At 56.7% G+C, this 5,165-nt stretch carries 4 protein-coding genes; 3 read left to right on the plus strand and 1 reads right to left on the minus strand.

What is annotated here, in order from left to right; translation table 11 throughout:
- Positions 1 to 281: 281 nt before the first annotated feature.
- Positions 282 to 1,373 carry an iron-sulfur cluster carrier protein ApbC gene (gene apbC, locus ACOCD2_RS11820; RefSeq protein ID WP_293647690.1) on the minus strand — a complete coding sequence of 364 codons (1,092 nt, stop codon included), beginning with the start codon at positions 1,371 to 1,373 and terminating at the stop codon, positions 282 to 284.
- A 213-nt stretch (positions 1,374 to 1,586) separates the two neighbouring features.
- Between apbC and metG the strand changes: the two genes are divergently transcribed.
- The 3 genes from metG (at position 1,587) to ACOCD2_RS11835 (ending at position 5,040) form a co-directional block, all read left to right on the plus strand.
- Positions 1,587 to 3,605, plus strand: a complete 2,019-nt coding sequence (gene metG / locus ACOCD2_RS11825) for a methionine--tRNA ligase (RefSeq protein ID WP_293647689.1) — start codon at positions 1,587 to 1,589, stop codon at positions 3,603 to 3,605.
- 94 nt (positions 3,606 to 3,699) lie between these two features.
- Positions 3,700 to 4,530: an ArnT family glycosyltransferase gene (locus ACOCD2_RS11830; protein WP_293672728.1), complete on the plus strand. Its 831-nt coding sequence runs from the start codon at positions 3,700 to 3,702 to the stop codon at positions 4,528 to 4,530.
- 252 nt (positions 4,531 to 4,782) lie between these two features.
- A complete protein-coding gene (locus ACOCD2_RS11835) occupies positions 4,783 to 5,040 on the plus strand; it encodes a hypothetical protein (RefSeq protein ID WP_293647687.1) in 258 nt (85 codons plus the stop codon).
- Positions 5,041 to 5,165 lie beyond the last annotated feature (125 nt).

Consider the following 5,165-nt stretch of genomic DNA (forward strand, 5'->3'; position numbering starts at 1 on the left):
AATAGGTTGTCAAAGGCCGAGTCGATTTTGGGGACTGGGATGTCCCAAAATCTATCACGAGGCCGAAGACACGCTTGCGTTGCCGTCCACGTCTTTTCCTCATGCCAGTATTTGGCGCTATACTGGCACAGGTTTTTGGAGGAATTCCACTTAAAACGTCGAGGAACCCCAAATAACGGCATCTCATTCCATATATCAAGAAATGAGAAAGCCCCCGCCAAATGAATGGTCGAGGGGCTTACTGTCACCTGAATTTCTGCCCGGACAGGCCGGGTATCAAATCAGTTGTTCTGGATCACGATATTGGGGAACTTGGATGCATAGCTCTTGGCCTGCACCGCCAGTTTGGCAGCTGCCTTGCGGGCAATTTCGCGGTAGATCTCAGAAGTGCGGCAGTCCGGCTCGGCAACCACCGTGGGCTTGCCGGAATCAGTTTCCTCACGGATGCGCATTTCCAGAGGCAGCGCACCGAGAAAATCCACACCGTACTGATCAGACATGCTCTTGCCGCCGCCTTCGCCGAAGATATGCTCTTCATGGCCGCAGTTGGAACAGATATGGATGCTCATGTTCTCCACGATACCCAGTACTGGCACTTCCACTTTCTCAAACATCTTGAAGCCCTTGCGAGCGTCCAGCAGGGCAATATCCTGGGGCGTGGTGACGATAATAGCGCCGGACACGGGCACCTTCTGCGCCAGTGTCAGCTGGGTGTCGCCGGTGCCGGGGGGCAGGTCGATGATGAGGTAGTCCAGATCGGACCAGTTGGTATCGTTCAGCAACTGCTCCAGGGCCTGGGTGACCATGGGTCCGCGCCAGATCATGGGGGTCTCCTCGTCGATGAGGAAGCCGATGGACATGGCCTGCAGGTGATAGCTGTTCATGGGCTCCAGGGTCTTGCCGTCAGGGGATTCCGGCTGACCGGAGATACCCAGCATGCGCGGCTGTGAAGGACCATAGATGTCCGCGTCCAGGATGCCAACCTTGGCGCCTTCCTGGGACAGTGCCAGGGCCAGATTGACGGCCGTTGTGGATTTGCCCACACCGCCCTTGCCGGAAGCCACGGCAATGATGTTCTTGATGTTGTCGATAAGCTTGAGGGATTTCTGCACGGAGTGGGCAGCGATTTCCCAGCTCAGATCGACCTCGCAGTCAGTCACGCCGTCTACAGCTTTCACTGCTTCGCACAAACCGGCCTTGATATCTTCAGCCACGCTCTTGGCGGGAAAACCCAGCAGAACGGTCAGCTTGACCTTGCCGCCGTCGATCTGGATATCCTTGACCATCTTGGTGCTCACCAGATCCTTGCCCAGATCAGGCTGGACATAGCCCTTCAGGGCTTCTTCGATCGCTTCTTTGGTCACTTCTGACATGATTTGTTACTCCTGCCCCGAGGGCAAAACGAATTCTTTAACTGGGCGCGATTTTACACCACTGGAAGGTTAATACCAACCAAAACACTCGGACATTACCCATCTGTTCTGTGAGATAATAATAGGCTTATGTAAGCCGGTGCTTCAGCCCGATGAAGCGAATGTCGGGCTGAAGCCCGACCTACAAGCCCACCACAACCGATAGCGACAACCATGCGAAAGATCCTCGTCACCAGCGCCCTCCCTTACGCCAATGCCCCCCTGCACATCGGCCACATCGTGGAATACACCCAGACAGACATCTGGGCGCGCTTCCAGAAGATGCGCGGCAACGAGTGCTGGTACATCTGTGCCGATGATTCCCATGGTACGCCTATCATGCTCCATGCGCGGCAGAAAGGCATCACGCCAGAGGAACTGATTGCGGCCATGTCCGAGGAACATCAGGCGGATTTCCGGGATTTCCGGGTCGGGTTCGACAATTATCACAGCACACATTCCGAGGAAAACCGCGAATGTGCCGAGCTGATCTACGAGCGCAACCTAGCAGCGGGCCACATCACCAGCCGCAAGATCGTGCAGGCCTATGATCCAGAGGAAAAGATGTTCCTGCCGGACCGGTTCATCAAGGGTGAATGTCCCAAGTGCGGCGCAGCAGACCAGTATGGTGACAATTGCGAAGTCTGCGGGGCCACTTATAGCCCCACGGAACTTAAGAACAGCTACTCCGTGGTCTCGGGCGCCAAACCGGTGGAGAAGGAATCGGAGCATTACTTCTTCAAACTGGCGGATTTCGAGGACATGCTCAGGGAATGGACCCGCGGCGGCCACCTGCAGCCCGAAGTGGCCAACAAGCTGGACGAGTGGTTCGAGGCCGGCCTGCGCGAATGGGACATTTCACGCGACGCTCCCTACTTCGGTTTCGAGATTCCCGGCCATCCCGGCAAGTATTTCTATGTCTGGCTGGATGCTCCCATCGGCTATATGGCCAGCTTCAAGAATTTCTGCGGGAAAAAAGGGCTGGATTTCGACGAATTCTGGGCGGCAGGCGCCGAAACCGAGCTGTATCATTTCATCGGCAAGGACATCATCTATTTCCATGCCCTGTTCTGGCCCGCCATGCTGGATGGCGCCGGCTTCCGCAAGCCCATCACCATCCATGCTCACGGCTTCCTCACCGTGGACGGACAGAAGATGTCCAAGTCCCGGGGTAGTTTCATCAAGGCGCGCACTTACCTGGACAACCTCAACCCCGAATACCTGCGCTACTATTTCGCCGCCAAGCTGGGTTCCGGCGTGGACGACATCGACCTGAACCTGGAGGACTTCGTACAGCGGGTCAATTCCGACCTGGTGGGCAAGGTGGTGAACATCGCCAGCCGCTGCGCCGGCTTCATCAGCAAGCGCTTCGGCGGAAGGCTGTCCGAATCACTGTCAGAGCCGGAGCTGTTCAAGACGTTTACAGACGCCAGTGAATCCATCGCCGAACACTACGAAAAGCGCGAGTTCAGCCGCGCCGTGCGCGAGATCATGGCTCTGGCGGACAAGGCCAACCAGTACATCGACGAGAAACAGCCCTGGGTGGTGGCCAAGGAGGAAGGCCGCGAGCAGGAGCTGCAGGACATCTGTTCCATGGGCATCAACCTGTTCAAGGTACTCATGGTCTACCTGCGCCCCATATTGCCGGGTACCGCCGAAGCCGCGGAAGCCTTCCTGAAGGTAGATACCCTGCAATGGAGCGACGCGGACAAGCCCCTGCTCGGCCGTGCAATCGACAAGTTCAAGCCTCTCATGACCCGTGTGGACCCCAAGAAAGTGGAAGCCATGGTGGAGGCCTCGAAGGAAGACATGCAGACCAGGCCGCAAAAGACTGCACCGGAAAAGCCGGCTCAGGACGCCATCGCCGATACCATCGAGTTCGACGACTTCGCCAAGGTAGACCTGCGCGTGGCGCGCATCACCAAAGCTCAGGCAGTTGAAGGCGCCGACAAATTGCTGCAACTCACACTGGACCTGGGTGGCGAGACCCGCAACGTCTTCGCCGGTATCAAGGCAGCCTATGATCCTGGCGAGCTGGAAGGGCGCCTCACCGTGATGGTCGCCAACCTGGCCCCGCGCAAGATGCGCTTCGGGCTTTCCGAGGGCATGGTGCTGGCTGCCGGGCCGGGTGGCAAGGATATCTTTCTCCTCAGCCCGGATGACGGTGCGCAACCGGGCATGAAGGTCAAGTAGTGCCGATGCATGCCAAGTCGTGGATCCAGAGACCCTGGACAGCGGCCCCATACTGTTTGCAACCTGAACCAACCCGCATAGCTTTCAGGAACCAATGAGAATATTGCTGCATCGGACCGGCTTCATCTGGATCATTGTCGTACTGGTGGCGCTGCGGATCCTGGGCATGGTCCTGGTACCGTTGACAGACACCACCGAAGCGCGATATGCAGAAATCGCCAGACTGATGGTCACCACCAATGACTGGATTACTCCCTGGTTCAAACCTGACGTACCTTTCTGGGGAAAACCGCCCCTGGCATTCTGGATGGAAGCGCTCTCATTCAAAGCCTTTGGCATCAATGAATTTGCCGTGCGCCTGCCATCACTGCTGGCCACTCTTGCTACCTCATGGGTAATATGGCGATTCGCACTCCTTACCGGCACAACACGGACCGCCCGTAACGCGGTACTGATCTACATCACCACTGCCCTGGCTTATGTGGCTTCCGGTGCGGTGATGACAGACCCGTTCCTGACCCTTGGTGTCACCTGGTCACTGGCAGCTTTTTATCTCGCACCAACAGCGCCGCGCTGGTACTGGCGCTATGGATTTTTTCTCGGTTTGGCCATTGGACTGTTGGCCAAGGGACCTTTGGCACTGATATTGACCTTTGCCCCCATCGTGATCTGGAGCTTCATTCACCGGTCCGGGACTGCACAATGCCATATCAAGGCCTTGCCCTGGCTGAAAGGAAGCCTGCTGACACTGCTGATTGGCTTACCCTGGTACATCGCCGCAGAATTGAAAACACCCGGTTTCCTGAATTACTTCATCATTGGCGAACACTTCATGCGCTTCATTCAGCCCGGATGGGGGGGGGGAGAGATCTGTACGGCAGTGCGCACAGGCATCCCAAAGGCACTATCTGGCTGCAATGGCTGATGGCGTCCTTTCCCTGGGGTTTGATTGCCATAGGATTGCTTCTTGGCAAAATGGTTGCAGCGCAGGACCGTAAAACGCTCAAAACCACCGCCGCCTCCCCTTTGCATTCTTACCTGCTGTCATGGGCTTTGTTCACGCCTTTGTTTTTCACGCCTGCGGGCAATGTACTCTGTACCTATCTGTTACCTGCCCTGCCCGCACTTGCCCTGATCCTGGCCATGGGCAGCGGCGACTCAGGACAAAAGCAGACTCATGGCAAGCGGCGGTTATGTTGCCCTGTTCCTCGTTCCATTGCTCTCTTTGGGCGCATACGGATATGTCATGCTGCAACCCGACAGCGTCAAAACAGAAAAAGGATTGGCGGCCTTCGCAAACAGAGCATCGGGCAATGCCAGCGGTAGAGAAGAAAACAACCCAACCCCTTTGTATTATCTTGGCAGCCCCCCTCCTTCGGCACGGTTCTATGCCCGGGAGAAAGCTGCAAAACTCAGTAAAGGGCACCTCTATTAATTGCCCCTAGTCGAGTAGATCGGCCATTGCTGGCTTTCACCCTCACAGAACCGGACGTGCGGATTTCCCGCATCCGGCTCTTCCGAGCAGGTCACCCGGATTGAGCGGGAGCCAATTGTCTGGGC

The sequence above is a fragment of the Thiolapillus sp. genome, assembly GCF_048562965.1.
Taxonomy (GTDB): Bacteria; Pseudomonadota; Gammaproteobacteria; order Chromatiales; family Chromatiaceae; genus Thiolapillus; species Thiolapillus brandeum_A.